Here is a 15,785-nt window from a genome sequence, read left to right as displayed (position 1 = left end):
TATGGCGCAACCGAAGAAACCATCGCTGGCCGTCTGGAAGTTCGCGTCGTGCGACGGGTGTCAGCTGTCGCTTCTGGACTGCGAGGACGAGTTGCTTGCGATAACGGAGGTGATTCAGATCGCCAATTTCCCGGAAGCGTCGCGCGCCGTCAAGAAGGGTCCCTACGACATATCGCTGGTGGAGGGGTCGATAACGACGCCGCATGACGCCGAGCGTATCCATAAGATCCGCCGGTCATCGAAGGTTTTGATTGTTATCGGCGCCTGCGCCACGGCCGGCGGGATCCAGGCGCTCCGCAATTTTGACGACGTTCGCCGGTACATTCCAATGGTGTACGCGCATCCCGAATATATCGAGACGCTGAACAAGTCGACCCCGATCGCCGACCACGTTTTCGTGGATTTCGAGCTGCGCGGCTGTCCGATAAACAAGTACCACCTGGTCGAGGTGGTGAACGCGTTCCTCAACGGCCGGAAGCCGAACATTCCCAACTACAGCGTTTGTGTCGAGTGCAAGCGCACGGGCAATGTGTGCGTGATGGTGTCGACCGGCGTCCCGTGCCTCGGTCCGGTGACACAGGCCGGTTGCGGTGCGCTATGTCCGGGTTTCGATCGCGGCTGTTACGGCTGCTTTGGCCCCAAGGAAACACCCAACACGGACGCGATGGCCAACTGGCTGTTTACCCTCGATCGTCAACCCGCCGACGTTATGCGGGCGTTCCGGGGATTCAACGCCTTCGCGGAACCGTTCCGAAAGCAGAGCGAAGCCTATGATAAGTAAGACGATAAAAGTCGATTACCTGGCGCGTGTCGAGGGCGAGGGGAAGCTGCTGGTCAGGATCAAGAACGGCAAGGTTGTGGAGGCCAAGCTGGGGATATTCGAGCCGCCCCGCTTTTTCGAGGCTTTTATGCGGGGACGCTATTTCACCGAGGCTCCCGACATCACCGCGCGCATCTGCGGCATCTGTCCGGTGGCATACCAGATGAGTTCGTCGTATGCGATGGAGGATGCCTGCGGTGCGACCGTTGACGGTCAACTCCGCGCGCTTCGCCGCCTCATCTATTGCGGCGAATACATCGAGTCGCACGCGCTGCACGTGTACATGCTTCACGCCCCGGACTTTCTCGGCTACGAGGACGCCATCCAGATGGCGAAAGATCATGCGGAGACGGTCAAACAGGGGCTCCAGCTCAAGAAGATCGGCAACGACCTGATGATCGCGCTCGGCGGCCGCGAGATTCATCCCATCAACACCCGGGTGGGAGGATTTTACAAGGCGCCGACCAAAAAGCAGTTGCAGAAGTTTGTCGATCCGCTGAAATGGGCGCTGGAGACGTCGCTTGCAACGGTCGGCTGGACTGCGCAGTTGCCGTTTCCCGACTTCGAGCGGGACTATGAATTCGTCTCGATGCGACATCCCGACGAATATCCGTTCACCGAGGGGCATGTCGTTTCCTCGAAGGGGATTGACATACCGATAAGCCGGTTTCTGGATACATTCGAAGAGATTCATGTTGAACATTCGACCTCACTCCAGGCGAAGGTAATCGAGCGGGGCGACTATCTGGCCGGCCCCATGGCTCGTTACGCCAACAATTTCGACAAACTTCCCGAGGTCGCCCGACAGGCGGCGCGCGAGGCCGGGTTAGGGGAGGTGTGTCGCAATCCGTTCAAGAGCATCATCGTTCGCTCGGTTGAACTGGTGTTTGCGTGTCACGAGGCGCTCCGGCTGATAGAGCAGTACGAGCCGCCCGACCGTCCGTTTGTCGAAGTCGTTCCACGGACTGGAGTCGGACACGGTTGCAGCGAGGCGCCGCGCGGATTGCTGTATCATCGATACCGCATTGGCGCCGACGGCTTGATTCAGGAGGCGCGGATTATCCCGCCGACCAGCCAGAATCAGCAGGCGATCGAGGAGGACTTGCGCCGATTCGTCGAAAAGAATCTGCACCTGTCGACTGAGAAGCTGACATGGCAGTGCGAGCAGGCTGTTCGGAACTACGATCCGTGCATTTCGTGCTCGTGCCACTTTTTGAAATTGCAGATCGAGAAAGACTGAGAAACGTCATCATATGGCGGATCGCCACAAGACAGTGCTGATAGCGATCGGCAATTCGTATCGGCATGACGACGGGGTCGGGCCGGTGGTGGGGGAGCAGGTTGCCGCGTTGGGTCGTGATGATATCGAGGTAGTGACCGATATAGGTGACGGCACCCGTGCGGTTGAGGCGTGGGACGGCGCAATGCGGGCGATTTTGGTCGACAGCACCGTTTCCGGGCGGGAGCCGGGGCACATATGCTCGTACGACGGGTTACGGGACGAAATCCCCGAGCATTTGTTTCGAGCCTGTTCGACTCACTGCTTCGGCGTGACCACATCGATTGCGCTCGGTCGCGCCCTCGGTCGTCTTCCCCGTCAATTGACGGTATACGGGATCGAAGGTCAGGACTTTTCGATGGGGCCAGGTCTCAGTCCTGCGGTCGTCGAATCGGCCCGTCGCGTGACCGAGGAGATCCTGCGGACGATCGGGCCGCAATCGCGCTGAGTGCGCTCGCGGTCGCCTTCGCGCAACAGTGGGAGGTGAGGTGCCCACGGTAACAGACGGCACCAAAGTATACCCTGTCGATGAGTCCGGCTTTCTGCTGGATTCTTCCCAGTGGGACGAGTCATTCGCCAGGATATCGGCGCCACGGGCCGGTCTGTCCGAGGGGTTGACGGAGGCACACTGGCAGATCATCCGGTTCATTCGGGAGACGACTGCGGAGTTGGGCCGCTGTCCGCTGGTGTATCAGACGTGCAAGATGAACGACCTCCGCCTGACCGATCTTCGTCTGCTATTCCCTGCGGGATATTTGCGCGGCGCGTGTCTGCTGGCCGGTATCACGTATCGCCAGGCGCCGCCGGGAGCCGGCGACCGACTCGACGAGTTGCCGGGACCGAGAGATCATCGGCAAGCGTACGAGGTGGACGCGCTTGGCTTTCTGATTGATCCGAACAGCTGGGACGAGAGCTACGCGGTGGGAAAAGCCGCGGAGCTTGGCATGGGGATGCTGTCGGATTCATGCTGGAAGATCCTGTTCTGGCTCCGGCAGCAATACAAGCTTTCCGGTCGGGTCCCGACCATATACGAGACGTGCGAGGCGAACAGCCTGGAGTTCGATGAACTGGAGCAGTTGTTTCCCACCGGTTATCACCGCGGAGCGGTCAAGCTGGCCGGTCTTCGAGTTCACTAACCGACCGGGTCGGCGATGTCGAACTAGCGTGCCTCCCGATCGCGCGCCGGTCGCTGCATCAAACCGGCCCGAGGTATGCAACGGCCGGAGTTGACCCGACGGTAATATCCTGTTACATTGATAATCCGGGATGTGACCGTTTCAATAGCGGCGGCAACGGACGCGGGTTTAACCGTGCCGTCGGACATACACGGGGGAGTTGTCTGCGGTATCCGGCGTGGATGGGAGGAGCGATCTTTGCCGGACAGCCTGCATGCGACGAGCGCCGGAGCCGGTGTTGTCCTGTCCGTCGAAAATCGCGTATTGAGACGAAACCGACCGAAGTCTCAGAGGGACGTCGTGCAGGAGTATGGAGCAGCGCGTAACCGTCACGGACTATGATCTGATCGAGCGTCTGTCGGAGACGCCGATCAGCGAGGCGTGGCTGGCGGTACACCGGTCGACCGGCCGAAAGTGTTTTCTCAAACTCTCGCGGCCCGACTCGCCGCTGGGCGGGCAGGTGGCCGCCGAGCGCTTGTATCATTCCTATCAGCAGCAGCGAATACTCCGCTCGCGGCTGCTCATCACTGCGAAGAGCCGCGGGTTCTTCGAAGGCCGGGAATTCGCGGAGTATCCCTGGCTTGACGATGCGCACCGGCAGGTGCTCACGACGGCGACATTCTGGCGTCGATTCCCGGAGAGCCTGACGGGCATCTGTGCGGCGGTCGATCTGCTCCACAGCCTGGGTCTGGTCCATTGCGATCTCAAACTATCGAATTTTCTCGTTTCGTCCGATGACAATGCGGCGTCGGTGCGTCTGATCGATTTTGACTTTCTGATGCCGGCGTATGCCGATCTCGAGCGGCGGATTGTGGGAACGTACGAATACATGGCGCCCGAGATCACGGCCGGAGAACGGGTGAGTCCGGAATCCGACAACTACTCGATCGGGGTTCTTGTGCGCCGCTGTCTTGCCGACGCACCGCCGGATCATCCGCGCGTTCAGGCGCTGGCGACGCTGTCCGAGCAGCTTACGCAGCCGGATGCGCTGGACCGCCCGACATGGCTGCTGGGGGCGGTGGAACGGTCCGGGGCTGTGGATGCCGCAGCCGTTCGGTCGGCAGAGAAGTGCGTGCTGGCGTCGGGGCTGATCATGCGGCTGTACGAAGTCCGGAGTCGATTGGCGGCCGGGTTGATGCGACCGTCGGAATTCCTGAAGGGGCAGAGATGCCTGGGCCTTCCCGACGAGCTGCTGCAGGAGTTGGATCGTGCGTTTGGCCGTTCGCGCCGCAGGACGATTGTCGCCGCCCGGCGGTTCGTTGGCGAGTCGGAAGTTCGCCACCTGGCGGATTCGTGGCATATCTCCGCCCCGGATAAGGCGTACGAGCGGCTCTACGGCGCCCTTGAAGCGGTGGCGTCGCACGACGGACAACACCTGGAACTGCAGAAGTCGGTTGACCTCTCCGATGCGCTTCAGGACGCGCGGAAACTGAGAGCAGAAAACAAACCACTTCGCGCCTATCTGCGCCTGAGTCCGGCGCTCGACCACGCTCGCGGAACAAACGTCGCAGTGTCGGCAGAACTGCGTGCCGACGGACTAATCGAGGCCGGTGAACTGTGTCTTCTGCTCACGCGGTCCGGAGACGCGCTGGCGTGTTTCCGGGAAGCGTCGGGCGTGCTGGCGGCCGGGTCCGACCGGTACTACCGGGCGTGCAGGGCAATGGTGCAAATTGCGGCGACGGTCGGCGAGTCGGCCGGCGCATCGCAACTGGTCGACCGCGTATTAGGGGAGTTTGGTCCGGGGGAACGAACGGCCTGGAAGCTGGAGTTTCGACGGCTGCGGGCGTTCCTGGACGGTTCGCTCGGTCAGCCGCAGAAGGCCGACAAAGACCTTAGTCTGCTGCTGGAGGAGGCGGAAAAGATCGGCGATCTCGAGCTGGTGGCGAAAGTGCATCTCACGTGCTCTGCCGTTAAAAGCCACATGGGCAAGCACGAGGAGGCACGCTTGCATGCCATTCTGTCGGCGGTGACAGCGAGACGGGCGGGATCCACCGACGTGTTATTTAGCGCGTACACGAGTCTGTGTATTCTCGGGCTGGACGCAGCCCGGTACGGGAAGGCCATTCGCTACGGAGAGCGCGCGCTTCGACTTGCCGTCACACCGCTCACCCGGCTGTTTCTCGGGACCCTGCATCTTTCGCTGACGGCCCTGTATGCACGGTTGTCTGAATTCGAGCGTGGCGAGGCGTCACTGAGCGACCTCCGCTCGCTGTTCGCGACTGAGGTGACCAGCGGTCGTCTTGCGCAGTACTATTGGTCGAGGGGCTGTCTGTTGTTGTTCTGGGGGAAACTCCGGGAGGCGGAGACGCATCTCCGTCACGCGCTCTCGATACTGTCGCCGGCGGGATCGTTTCGCGAGTGGAACAACACGCTGACAAACCTCTCCGATCTCGAGTTGTACCGGGGGCGCCATGATCGGTGCCGACGCATGTCCGAGCAGGCGGTGGCGCTTGCCGAGCAATGCGAAGATGTTCCGGCGCGCGCGGAGGCGTACTACCGCCAACTCGTCGTAGCGCTGGTGGAGCACAAGCAGGGGAGCGACGAGGATTACCTCGCGACGCTGTCGCTGCTACTCCGCACGGGGTGTTATGCCAACGGTGCGGTGCTGCTGCTGTTTATGATTCTGTACTGCGATCGTTCGACCGTGCGGCAGGCGCTGAGTATCGCGGCGGACGCGTTTCCCGTGATGGAGTCTTCCGGTGAACCGGTCATGAAGGCGACCGCGCTCTTGCGTGGGATATGCGAAGTTCCGGAGGAAACGCCGACGGACGCCATCCCGGATCTGAAGCGCGCGTACCAGATCCTGATGGCGAACGGGCGGCGGTTTGCGGCGATGCATATTTGCCGCCGTATCGCCGATCTGTACGCGGCGGGGGCGGAATCGAAGGTGGCGCACAAGTTCTATCTGCAGGCCAGGCACCTGGCGGACGCGATGGACAACAGGGTGTTTACGGCTGCGATCGAGCCTGACCTGACCCGGACGAGCGAGCGCGACACACTGGCGGCGGGTCGCCTGCAGGCGTTTTTGAATATATCCCGCATCCTGCGTCGGATCGACAATTACGAGCGGGCGCTGCAGGAAGTTGTACGATTTGCCGCAACCGAGACCGGCGCGGAACGCGGCGTGTTGTTGCTGCAGGCAGCCGGAACGGGCGAGTTCCGGATCAAAACCTCCCTCAACTGCGATCTGCAGAGCCTTCAGGACATAACGGACTTCAGCCGTTCGATACCGGCTTTTGTCGCGCAGCAGAGATCGCCGCTGTTGATCGACGATGCGATGCGCGATGAACGAACGCGCGACTACCGCAGCATAATCGCCCACAATATCCGATCCGTGCTGTGCGTGCCGGTGTGGTCGGACGAAGAACTGGTGGGAGCGCTGTATCTGGACCACCACACGATTCCGGCAATGTTCGACGAATCCGATTTCACATTTGTCACCGCGCTGAGCAACTTTTTGTCGGTGATTCTGGGGGCGGTCGAAAAAGTGCGGACGGTATCGGTGAAAGCGGCGCAGTTGACGGAGGATCTCGTGAGGACGGGCGCAGGCCCGGAGATCATCACGAAAAGCCCGAAAGTCCGCGCGCTGCTGGAGGGGCTGCAGACGCTGGCGCGGACCGGGTCGCCGCTGTTGTTCCAGGGCGAAAGCGGAACCGGCAAGGAATTGTTCTGCGATCTGGTGCACCGGCTCAGCCGCCGCGCCGACCGGCCGTTCGTCAAACTCAATTGTTCGGCGGTGACGGAAACGATGTACGAAGCGGAGTTATTCGGAGTCGCCCGGCGGTCGGTAACGGAGGTTGATGGTCGGCTCGGGAGATTCGAGATGGCCGACGGCGGCACACTGCTGCTCGACGAAGTCGGTGACATGTCGAAAGCGATGCAGGCAAAGGTACTCCGCGTGCTCGAGACCGGGGAGTACGAACGGGTCGGGAATCCGAGAACACATTACTGCGATGTACGCATCATATGTGCAACCAACCGCGATCTGGAGAAGATGGTCGCGACCGGGGAATTCCGCCTGGATTTGCTGTATCGGATCAACCAGATGACCATCGTCCTGCCGCCGCTCCGAGAACGCACGGAAGACATCGCTCCGTTGACCGCGTATTTTCTCGAGAAGTTCTCGCCGACGCCGTCGCACCGGCCGCGAATCGGCGAGGGGATCATGAACCTGTTCATGAGATACCAGTGGCCGGGCAATGTCCGCGAATTGAGAAACGTCATCGAACGGTGCTGCTTGATGCGGCCCGGCAAGGACGTTCGCCTCGAAGACCTGCCGACAGCGCTGCAGGATTTCCGCCGTCCCGAGGTGGTCGACGCGCCGAAGCGTTCGCGGAAGGTGATGCTTGACGCGCTGCGGTCGGCCGACTGGGATGTTGCGGTCGCCAGCCATCGTGCGGGCATACCTTCGAAGGAGCTTCAGGGTCTGGACGAGGTCCAGGAACGCACGTTCATTCGACATCGTCTGGAAACGCACCGGGGCAATATCTCCCGCGCCGCCCGCGCTGCCGGTATTCCGTTGACGACATTTCGCCGCCGCATGAAGCGGTATCACCTGTAGCCGGCGCGAGTGGCTAGCCACAATCGCTCCCGCACCGGCCAAAGTGGTCAGGCGCGGTTTCTTTAAGTACTACCCGCACAACACACGCTTCTTCACGCTGACCACAAGCGGTCAGTTTCCCGGTCAGGGACGGCAGCGTCCGGGACCATATCCTCATGCATATCCTCTTATACCGCACGGCGTTACGCGACCTATCGAATTGTGACGGCTTGGGCACGCTGCGTGACATGGCAGTCAACGAGACGCCAAACCATGTCACACGCGGCATAGGAGGTCGCCATGTACGACCGTTCAATCGCATCACGCATCATCGGCTACGCCATGGTTCTGCTGGTCGCCTGGATGATCGGCAACACGCTCGCGCCGGTCTCGTCATTCGCCGACGGCCATAGGCCGGAGCCACCAATCGGAACCGACACGCTCAGACAGCCGGATACGTTGACCTTAGCTAACTACGAGGATTCGGAGCTGGACACCTGGGATCTGCTGCTGATCATGGCCGGGCAGTTGGCACTGTAGCACAGACGCCCGCAGGGAAACTCCGATGGCCGTCACGGGAGGACACATGAAAAAGCTCGACAAACTACTGATACTGCTCAACCTGTTCTACTCGCGCAAGCGAGTATCGATGGAAACCATTCGGCGGGTGTGTGAGATTCCGGAAAGAACCGCCTACCGGTATCTCAACACATTGTCCGAGGCGAACATCCCCATCTACTACGACCGGGAGAGCCGGGCTTATCAGCTCAACCGGCAAGACGATGTGGAGATGGGGAATCTCGACATTAACGAGCAGGTACTGATGGTGCTTGCCCTGCGCGTGCTCGGCAGCACGCTTCCCGAGGCATACCAGGAGGCGCTGACCCAGCTATCGCGGAAAGTCTTCTCGCGCTTGAGCCTGCCATTGGAGGAGGTGTGGCACGCGATGGACAAGACGATCCGGGCCGACGAACTAGATCGCGAGCAGGTACATCGGCTCGCAACAACGGCGCTGATTCTCGCCGCCATACAGGCGAATCGCCCGATCCGTCTGCTTCGGTCGGAGGGCGGCAGCGGCGATCAGTGGCACACAATTGAGAAACCATCGATACAGTTCGGCGACGGCTGGTGCCTGATAGACCGCAACCCGGACGGCCGACCGTCGGCGGTGGCGCTGGAATCGATCGCCACCGTGACCATCGAATAGACGCGGCCGTTCGGTTTTAGAAGGCGTGCCCCATGCTGAAATACACCTGACCGGCGGGTTCGCCCGACTTCCGATCGAGATTTATCCCCCAGTCGAGGCGGAGAATCCCGATCGGCGTGCCGGCACGAAGGCCCGGACCGGCCGAGGCCCGCAGGTCGCCGATCGAGAAGTCGGTGATCGCGGGGAAGACATTGCCGACATCGAGAAACAGCGCTGCACCGAGCACCTTGTAAATGATTCGGCGCACCTCAATCACATTCCAGACAAAGATGAATTTGCCCCCGAGCGGGTTTCCGAGGTTGTCGACGGGCCCGGCTCTCTGGTACTCGAGGCCGCGCAGGGCAGTGGGTCCCCCGGCAAAGAACCGCTCGCTGATGGGAATGTCGCCCGACGATCCAAACGCATCCTGCCATCCGACGCGTGCGGCGCTGGCGAATGTCGTGTAGCGGCCGGCGGGCCAGTAGCGCTTGGCATTCATCTCGGTTCGGGCAAAACTGTTCGTTCCCCGAAGAAAGCCGCCCGCCAGCTCCGCACGAATATCGACAAGACTGCCCCTCCGGGGATCAAACGGATCGTCGCGCGTATCGTTCGCGAACGAGACCGACAAACTCCGAATCCGCGGATCGATATCATCGGGGTAGTCAAGCGCCTCGACTTTGGTCAACGAGGTGTTTTCGAATCGATAGGTAAACGTGAGCGTGCCGTTCTGCAGCACGGAACGGCCTATTGCCGCCCGCCAGCCGTACCGCGTGAGATCGTAGCTGGGTTCCTGCTGCAGTTCGAACAACGCGTTTATGTCGGTGCGCCACCGGGAGCCGATAGTCCGTGGTTCGGTGAACGAGGCGGTGATACCCTGTTTGATGAAGCTGGCGTCGATACGGCCGCCGAGCTGACGCGCGGTTCCAGCGAGGTTTCGATGTGAAATCTCGATGCGGACTCGCGGCTTCTCCACCGAGCCGTAACCGGCGGCCACGTTGAATTCTCCATACATTGACTCAGTCACCTCGACGACGACATTGCGTCGGTTGGCGGCCCCCGGCGCCGCTCCGTCGGGCCGTACGAAAACGCTCTCGAACAGCCCGGTGAGGTAGAGCCGTCGCTGCGCCTGCAGCAATTTGCCGTACGACAGGATGTCGCCGGCCCCGAATTCCAGTTCGCGAAGCACCACGTGTTCGTTCGTCATGTCCAGCCCCGCGATCAGGACGCTGTCGATCGTCACCTGCCGATTCTCTGAGACGACCAGATCAATGACCGCCCGGTGTGTGGACTCGTTCACTTTCATTGCCGGTTCGACGCGCGCATCGAGATAGCCCGTGTCCGCGTACATGCGAAGCACCGCGAGCGTTCCGTTTTGCAGCGCGACCGGGCTGCACGGATCACCCGGCTTCAGCGGGATACGGGCGAGGACCGTCGAGTCAGCGAATACGGTGTTGCCGAAGACGGCGAATGCCTCGACTGTCGTCTGCGGGCCTTCGTCGAGCGCAAACCGGATGTCAACCGTGTTGGTCGCACTGTCGAGGGTCACGGATGTATCGCTGATAAACGCATCGAGGTGCCCGTGGCCCCGATAAAACGCGAGGACATTGTCGAGATCGTCATTGAACAGCGCCTCGTGATAACGGGTGGAGGAGAGGAAGCCGGGAGGGCGGGTGGCCATGAGTTTCAGCAGCCGGTCGTCCGTGAACAACGAGTTTCCGTCGATCGAGACGATTCGCACTTTCGGGCGGTCCTGCCGCTGCGGCGCCGCCGATACACCGGATGAAACGCCGGCGACAATCACTCCGATGATGCACAACAGCCGCGTCATTTGAACCTCAGTCCATACTTGATATTCAGGACCGCTTCGCCGGTCTGGCTGGTCTCCCCTTCGACCGACCAGCGATCGGACAGGCGGTAGTCGAGCCTGATTGTCTGGTCATTTCGTCCGCCGACTCTCGTGGAATAGGTGACCTTGACGCGCTGGGACAGACGTTTGGACACCAGTACCTGAGCCCCGCCGTCGCGCTCCGAATCGAACAGATTCCCCTGTACCGACACTTCACTGAGTCCAAATGCTTCCTCGATCTGTCGCGAGGCGTATCCGGCGATGCGACGGCTGACCAGCTCACCGGCGCGGTCGACCAAAACATCCTGCTGGCTCCGACCGGTAAGCTGCTCGCGCGTGGCGCCGACCGTCAGCAGGGAAATGATGTCCGACCGGGAGAGGTTCGGGTGGGACGGCGACGTAAGACGCAGTTGGTACTGATCGAGCGGCCCCGTGACTTCGAGCGCGATCACGTAAGTGATGGCTGACGTTCCGGAATACCCGGTCACTTCGGCGGTGGCGGCGAAATCGAGATCGGGGTTGATAGCCGCGGGGTCCGAGAACAGCGCCACTCCCCGTACGATATTGAATTCACGATCCAGGTACAGGATGTAGCCTTCCTCGATCCTGATGCGCCCGGTGAGGTTTGGATCAGCCACCGAGCCCACAATGCCGACACCCGTGCTCAGGCGGATATGAGCAAGGTTGTTGTCGATCCAGAGCGGACCGGAGTTACGAAGGCGGATATCGAGCGTGGTGTTGCGCTGCCAGGGTGACGCCGTGCGCTCGACCTGTTCGACTGACTTCAGCCACGCCACCACGTCGGTAAGGTCGAAGCTACGGACAAACCGCGTCTCCGCCAGCGCGACCGGTCCCCCCAGCGTGAATGAGCCCGCGGATCCCGCGTACTGGATATCTGCGGAGTCGACGCCAAAAGCGAAGAGTTTTTCGCTCGAAGCGGTAATGCCTCGTGCATATGCGCGGACGTCGGCCGATGTAAGGGAGCTGTCGTCGAAACGAAGCCAGCCGCTCATCCACATGCGTCCGGCCCCGACGTGCGCGGAGAGCGTGTCTATCACGACCTGGTCGCGTGTGAACGTGATGTCGGCCGTCCCGTCGGTTATGGCGCTATCCAGCAGTGCGGCTTTGACCGCAAGATCGCGGATCGAGAGGAACCCGTTCAGGGCCGGTCGGTCGAGGGAGCCCGACGCCGTTATCCGGCAGATCAGGTACCCTCCGATCGTATCGATCTCCGGAAGGAAAGAGCGGAAGGGTTCAAGGCGAAGGGTATCGGACTGGGCAAGAAGTTCCAGGCTGTTCCGTGCGACTGAGCCGTTGAGCGTCAGGCCGCCATACTGCTCGGTTTCAAACGACAGGGAAAGGTCCAGCGTGGTATCGCTTCGAAGCATCAGTGACCCGCTCAGAGCCACCGGGGAGCGGCGGATGTGCGCCCGGGCCTGTTCGACCAGGAGTATCGAATCAGCCAGTTGGAGGTTCACCTGTATGTCGGACAGCGTATCCATCCCCGGCGCAGCGACCAGTGAGGCGTCCTGCACGCCGACCGTACCTGAGACGTGAGGATGGTCGATGCTACCGTCAACCGCAAGATCAATCGACATGCGGCCATCAAGGGCGCGTCCTTCGCCGATGAACGGCGTGAGCGCATTCAGATCGAAGTCACGGGTTGATATCTCGGCGCGGATAGCTCCGGACTGGTCGATTGACGGCATACCGTCGCGATCGCGCTTGAGCGGGACGGACGCTTCCAGGGTCAACCGTTTGCCGAGGCCGTCGACAATACATGAGTCAATCGTGAGCGCTTCCGGTGAGAGGGTGCTGCGAAACGTGACTGAGTCGAGTGACAGCGCATCGTACCGGGGTTGATGAACAGAAACGAGAAGTTCCACATCGGGTCGCTGCAGTGATCCGCGGAAGGCTCCTTCGAAACTGAGCGTGCCGTCGATGGGGAGAGAGTCACTGACGACGGCGAGCGCACCTAATGAGATCCTCTCACCACGGGCAACGACAGCAATCGCGGCGGAATCGGCCAGATTGAAGTCGATTACGACCCACCCGGCATCGATAGTTTTGACAGTCACGCCGTCGTCTGAATCTGCACCATCATCCCGGGGACGGCTGTCTGCCAGCCGGAGATCAACCGCGCCGACGAGGCTGTCCAGATCGCAGAAACCAGACAACGAGAGGCTGAGAGACCGCGCGAAAACGGCGGCCGTGTCCAGCACTGCGGTGCGGTTGTCCAGTCGCACGGCCATAATCGCCGAATCCAAGGAGTAAGAGCCGTAGTGAAACGATTTGAGTACGGCCCGCGCTCGTGCCGTCGGGCGGTCGACCGTGCCCTGGGCCGTGGCCGAATACGCCACACTCCCGTGAAGGGAGTCGATACCAAAGGGCGGGGAGCTTTCATCGATCGAGTCGATCACGCCCTCAACAAAAAAGGACCGAACAGTCAGTCCGCTGTCGCCGTACGTGAGATCGGCGGCGAGCGTGTCGACCGGGAATGATCGGTAAGAAAGCCGCGAGCCATGGATGTCGGCCGTCAGTTGCGGATGGTCGGTTGTACCGGCGATCGTTCCGGAGCCGCCCAGTTTTCCGCGCACCTCGGCAAGATTTGCCAGTCCGGCAACGATATCCAGTCGCGGCACGTTCCATGCGAAGCGGCCGTCCAGGGTTTGGTCGCGGATGGTAGTCTGAGCTGTCAGCGACAGCTCGTCCAGCTCGATTGCCACAGAGAGATTGCCCTCTCGAAGATCGACCGTTCCGTTCAGGTCCGGCAACGCCGTTTCACGGAACGCGAGTTCGCGGCCCCCGATATGCGCCTGCACCGTCATATCGGTGAGGCCGTCACCGGTACGCGATGCCGTGATGGACCCGTCGAGCCGCCCACGGTATGGTGAAGGACCGTCATACAGGGCTCCCCACAGCTCGGCGGCGTCGATCGAGACGAACGAGAGGCCCGCATCGGCGCGCACGACGCTGTCCAGCACAATCGTCATGCGGCCGGCAACCGTCCCTCCCAGTGTCGGCACGTGAATCGTATCAATCGTCAGGGTGTCGGACGCATATGACAGGCGGAGATTCGACTGCCGAATCCCCACCGGACCTGCGGTGACCGCCGGCAGGCTTACTACGGCGTCGCTTTTGGGCGAGTGCAGATCGCCACCGGCCTGAACAACAACATCAAGATCACCGGACGGCTGCACGGTCGGGAGACCGAAGTACCGTGTGAGCGGCTGGAGCAGCGAATCGGTGCGGCCGCGAACGGTCATCGATGCGGCAAACGACGTATCCGCAGCGAGCAGCAGCGTGCCCGATGCGTCGACATTCAAGCCACCGATAGATGCATGCAGCGTGTCCAACAGCACGGAATCAGGGGACACTATCATCCGAGTAAACGCGGCGACCGATGGTAGCGCGATACTGTCGATACCGGCAGTGATGATCGGTAGCTCGATTTCACACAGATAGCTGTCGGCTTCGTCATAGACGACGGAAAGCGAACCGAAGCGCAGTTCACAGTCGACAGCCATCGGTATGTCTCGGTAGCGAATCGTGAGCGCCGACACTGTCGCTTGTTCAACGATGACCGGAAGCTTCAGGGCGCCGGCATCGTCTTCGGGCGGTGCAGGGGCAGCGGTCGAATCTTCGACGCTTTCGAACGGAAGAATAAGCGTACCGCCGCTGTCTCGAAGGAGTTCGACATGGACGGAATCGATGATAATCGATGAGAGTGTAAACCTGCCGGATAAAACGCTGAGGATTCGGTACTGGAGGTCGATCCGTCCCACCGATAGAGAGCCGAAGCGGTCGTCATTGCCGCGTCCGTCGATTCGCACGTCGCGCAGTACGGTCGACGAGAAAACGTCAGTCTCGAGCGAACCGATAGCGACGGATCGACCGAGCGCCGTCTCGAGCTGGTTCGCTGCGAAAGACTTCAACCATCGCTCCCCCGGCGGAAGCGACAGGAATACGGTGACAGCAACTGCCATCACCAGCAGTGCACCGGCTCCGAGTGCCGCGTATTTTGCAAGCTTTTTGAGCATTAACCGGGGGACCGGATTAACCGGACTCTCTTTCGACGTATCCCTGTATCACATGACTGAGACTTACGCGCGTTTCACCGCTTTTTATCATTATACCGGACGAGGTGTGCCCCGCCGAGTATGGCTTGACAGAACCGCCCGTGTCGACCATGATTATAGCATGAAGAAGCGCTCGGTACAATATGTCGCGTGCATTCTGGCATCTTTGGCGGTAGGCGTACAAGCGGGCATCACCGCCGAGGCGCAGGCCGACTCAACGATGGCGCGCTTGCGAAAGGATATGATCGAGTCGCACCTGGCGCCTCGCGGAATCTCGAATGAACGGGTGCTTGGCGCATTCGAGCGAGTCGAGCGGCACCTGTTTGTCGACAGCGCCTTTCGCATTCACGCGTACGAGGACTATCCGCTGCCGATCGGCGCCGGACAGACGATTTCTCAGCCTTACATTGTCGCGCTCATGACGCAGCTGGTCGATCCCCGTCCCGACGACACTGTTCTGGAAATAGGCACCGGCTCAGGGTATCAGGCCGCGATCCTCGGAGAGCTGGCCGCACATGTCTACACGATCGAAATAGTCGATTCGCTCGCGCTCGTCGCGGCATCGCGGCTCGACAGCCTCGGTTATGACAATATCACGGTGCGAAGCGGCGACGGCTATGCCGGTTGGCCGGACCACGCTCCTTTTGATGTGATCGTGGTCACTGCTGCACCTGCAGAAATCCCCCAGCCGTTGCTGGACCAACTGGCCGAGGGGGGGCGACTCGTGATCCCGGTGGGCGAGGATTGGCAGGAACTGCTGCTGGTGACAAGGGTCGACGGAAAGCTCGTCACGCGGAAGATAACCGACGTGCTCTTTGTCCCGATGACCGGAGAAGCCCAGAAAAAAACAAAGTAGTCGG

At 61.0% G+C, this 15,785-nt stretch carries 10 protein-coding genes; 8 read left to right on the top strand and 2 right to left on the bottom strand.

Features of this window, described 5'->3' with window-relative positions; genetic code table 11:
• Window position 1 precedes the first annotated feature (1 nt).
• From RBT76_07235 to RBT76_07205, 7 genes are all read left to right on the top strand, one after another.
• Window positions 2-781, top strand: coding sequence for an oxidoreductase (locus RBT76_07235; GenBank protein ID MDX9857564.1), 780 nt, complete (start codon window positions 2-4; stop codon window positions 779-781).
• A complete protein-coding gene (locus RBT76_07230; protein MDX9857563.1) occupies window positions 771-2,060 on the top strand; it encodes a Ni/Fe hydrogenase subunit alpha in 1,290 nt (429 codons plus the stop codon). The genes RBT76_07235 and RBT76_07230 overlap by 11 nt, the downstream gene beginning before the upstream one ends.
• A 13-nt stretch (window positions 2,061-2,073) precedes the next feature.
• A complete protein-coding gene (locus RBT76_07225; protein MDX9857562.1) occupies window positions 2,074-2,547 on the top strand; it encodes a hydrogenase maturation protease in 474 nt (157 codons plus the stop codon).
• A 40-nt stretch (window positions 2,548-2,587) separates the two neighbouring features.
• On the top strand, window positions 2,588-3,235 hold the full coding sequence (locus RBT76_07220; GenBank protein ID MDX9857561.1) for a TusE/DsrC/DsvC family sulfur relay protein: 648 nt from the start codon (window positions 2,588-2,590) through the stop codon (window positions 3,233-3,235).
• A 349-nt stretch (window positions 3,236-3,584) separates the two neighbouring features.
• On the top strand, window positions 3,585-7,835 hold the full coding sequence (locus RBT76_07215) for a sigma 54-interacting transcriptional regulator (protein MDX9857560.1): 4,251 nt from the start codon (window positions 3,585-3,587) through the stop codon (window positions 7,833-7,835).
• A gap of 279 nt (window positions 7,836-8,114) precedes the next feature.
• Window positions 8,115-8,354 (top strand): hypothetical protein, encoded by a 240-nt coding sequence (locus tag RBT76_07210; GenBank protein MDX9857559.1) that lies wholly within the window; start codon window positions 8,115-8,117, stop codon window positions 8,352-8,354.
• A gap of 46 nt (window positions 8,355-8,400) precedes the next feature.
• Entirely contained in the window at window positions 8,401-9,021 is a 621-nt protein-coding gene (locus RBT76_07205; protein MDX9857558.1) for a hypothetical protein, read from the top strand.
• A gap of 16 nt (window positions 9,022-9,037) precedes the next feature.
• Here RBT76_07205 and bamA read toward each other — a convergent pair whose 3' ends face one another.
• Both bamA and RBT76_07195 read right to left on the bottom strand, forming a co-directional pair.
• Window positions 9,038-10,828 carry an outer membrane protein assembly factor BamA gene (bamA, locus tag RBT76_07200; GenBank protein MDX9857557.1) on the bottom strand — a complete coding sequence of 597 codons (1,791 nt, stop codon included), beginning with the start codon at window positions 10,826-10,828 and terminating at the stop codon, window positions 9,038-9,040.
• Window positions 10,825-14,886, bottom strand: a complete 4,062-nt coding sequence (locus tag RBT76_07195) for a translocation/assembly module TamB domain-containing protein (GenBank protein MDX9857556.1) — start codon at window positions 14,884-14,886, stop codon at window positions 10,825-10,827. The genes bamA and RBT76_07195 overlap by 4 nt, the downstream gene beginning before the upstream one ends.
• A gap of 160 nt (window positions 14,887-15,046) precedes the next feature.
• On the opposite strand from RBT76_07195, the gene RBT76_07190 reads away from it, so the two are divergent.
• Entirely contained in the window at window positions 15,047-15,781 is a 735-nt protein-coding gene (locus RBT76_07190) for a protein-L-isoaspartate(D-aspartate) O-methyltransferase (protein ID MDX9857555.1), read from the top strand.
• Window positions 15,782-15,785: the final 4 nt, after the last annotated feature.

This window comes from Candidatus Zixiibacteriota bacterium, assembly GCA_034003725.1.
In the GTDB taxonomy this organism is placed as follows: domain Bacteria; phylum Zixibacteria; class MSB-5A5; order GN15; family FEB-12; genus WJMS01.
Note: the sequence above shows the minus strand (reverse complement) of the source record. Positions and strands in the feature narration are given on the sequence as shown.